The organism is uncultured Rothia sp., assembly GCF_937976295.1.
Taxonomy (GTDB): Bacteria; Actinomycetota; Actinomycetes; order Actinomycetales; family Micrococcaceae; genus Rothia.
Map to the genome: position 1 here is coordinate 1 of NZ_CALJRY010000182.1, position 2,466 is coordinate 2,466.

Annotated in this window: 2 protein-coding genes; one reads left to right on the plus strand and one right to left on the minus strand. The window is 62.6% G+C overall.

Annotated elements, in window-relative coordinates; all coding sequences use genetic code 11:
- Positions 1-941, minus strand: a 941-nt coding sequence (locus Q0216_RS05040; RefSeq protein ID WP_298593443.1) for a polyprenyl synthetase family protein, incomplete at its 3' end; no start/stop codon positions are given.
- Between the two features lie 185 nt (positions 942-1,126).
- Here Q0216_RS05040 and dinB point away from each other — a divergent pair.
- The coding region (gene dinB, locus Q0216_RS05045; RefSeq protein ID WP_298593445.1) for a DNA polymerase IV at positions 1,127-2,466 on the plus strand (1,340 nt) is incomplete at its 3' end.

The following is a 2,466-nucleotide window of genomic DNA, read 5'->3' on the forward strand; positions in this document are numbered from 1 at the left end:
TCGCCGGCGGGCTTACCGGTCACCTCGGACTGACCGAAGACGCCCAGCTCATCATCACGCAGCTGGAAGCCCTCGCCCAGCGGCAGACCGAACGCGCGGTAGTTGGCAAGCACCGGGTGCTGCTCGCTCACGGCACCGGCGCCGCTCTCCAACGCGGCAGCCTGCAGAGCCAGAGCGCCACCAATCGTGAAGGGGTGCTCGCACGAGTACTTGGCGGACTTGAAACGAATCACGTTCAGGGCACGCTGCAGAGCCGCCTGAGCGTCCTCGGTTTCGAGAACCTCAGAGTAGACGTCCAGGTACTGACCCGCCAGAACCTCGGTGCGCATCCGGTCAAAAATAGTGCGCGCAGGGGCGTCATAGATCGCGCCTTCACCCAGGGACGCGAAAACCTCGGCAGACCACGCCAGGGTCAGATCGCCGGCAAGAATACCGCCGGTCAGGCCGTAGTTGAAAGCGTCGCCGCGCCAGCTATTCTGCTCGTGCGCCGCCTCGAAACGCTTGTGCACGGAGGGAGCGCCGCGGCGGGTATCGGAGCGGTCGATGATGTCGTCGTGAATTAGCGCGGAGGTCTGGAACAGCTCCACCGCCATGCCAGCCTTCACAATGGACCAGGACGCGCGGTTCTCGGTCACGGGTGCGCCGCCCGCACCTCGCCAACCCCAGTAGCTCAACAGGGCACGCAGGCGCTTGCCGCCGGTGGAGAGGGACTCAATAGCCTCCAGCAGGGATAGAGTTTCGGCGGAAATGCCCTCGAGCAGCTCGCGCTGGCGGGCAAAAAACTCCGTCATGAGAGTGTCAAAAGCGTGCAGGTAGGCTCGCTGCTCTTCAGCAATACGCTCAGCGAGGTGCGCAGAAGCTGCCGGGATATTAGGCGCCGCTACGGTGAGGCTCTCGGTCGCCTGGGGAGTGGACGCTCCGGAAGGAGAAGGGGGAGTCATACTATCCTCGCTGATGGTCGCTGTGTACGGTCCTGATGCCGTGCGGTGTGCACTTCTTCTAGCTTAGTGGAGAAAATCCCAAGAGAACGCATTTACGAACATGTTTACGATAATTTGCCTCTATTTTTCGTAGAAATGTGCTATATTTTCGGTAGGAGGGCGTAGAAGCTATGAGAGGAGGCAGCATGGGGCAGACGCGAACCGGCAAGAACCGCGGTGCGAAGAACGGTGGCGCAAGGAACGGCCGCGTCATTATGCACCTGGACATGGACGCCTTCTTCGTCAACGTCGAACTCCTCGAAAACCCCGCGCTGCGCGGCGAGCCCATTATCGTGGCGCCCCTGGGCCCCCGCTCGGTCGTCTGCTCCGCCTCCTACGAGGCGCGCGCCCACGGAGTGCGCTCCGGCATGCCGCTCAGCCGCGCCCGAAACCTCAGTCCCAACGCCACCGTCCTGCCGCTGCGCGGTGACTATCGGTACTACTCCCGCGCCGTTATGGCAATCCTGAACGATTTGAGCCCCTACGTTGAGCAGGTCAGCGTGGATGAAGCCTTCGTGGATCTAACCGGTGCCTACCTGCACGGCCAAGACCCCGTCGCCCTGGCACAGCGCGCTCGCGACCGCATCGCGCAGGAACTTTCCCTGCCCTCCTCTGCGGGGGTTGCACCCAATAAGTTACTCGCCAAAATGGCCTCGACCGGCAGTAAGCCGAACGGGCTGTGGGTCATTCCACCCGAGCGCGTTCAGGAATTTCTTGACCCGAGGAAAGTCTCCGACCTGTGGGGAGTGGGTGCGAAAAGCACCGAGCAGCTCTCCCGATACGGTATTCACACCATTGCCCAGATGAGGTCCATGAGTCTGGACTGGCTCCAAGAACGCTTCGGCACCGCCCAGGGCGAGCACCTGTGGGCCATGGCGCGCGGTATTGACGAACGGCCCGTGATCACCGAACGCGAAGAGAAAAGCATGGGCGGTGAGCACACCTTCGAGACGGATACGACCGATGCTCGGGAGGTTAGTGCTGCTCTTCGGGAGCTGAGTCTCAAACTGGGAAAGCGCCTGCGGTCGGCAGGGAAACTCGCAGGAGGGCTCAGCCTCAAAATCCGCTACAGCACCTTCGAAACGCACACCCGCGCTATTGCCCTGAACGTGCCCGTGGACTCCGGCATGCAGATTGCCTCCTTGGCATTGGATGCATTGCACGCAGATGGAATCTTGGTGGGGCAGCAGGCGCCCCGCGCCCTGCGACTCATCGGAGTGCGCGCCGAAAAGCTCGCCCGCGCAGAAGATGGGGTGCAACAAACCCTCTTCGACTCCATCGAGAGCGGGGCACACTCACGCTCTGCAAAAGCCGCCTCCGCGCAAACCGCCTCGGCACAACGAGGTGGTGGCGGGGGAGTGGCTCATAGCCCGGAGAACAGTACTCGCTCGGGTTCTGGTGCTCGCACGGGGGTTAGCGCTCGCTCGGGCACTGGTGCTCGCCTCGTGAAAAGTGGCAGATGGTCCGAGGTGGAGCACGTCATGGA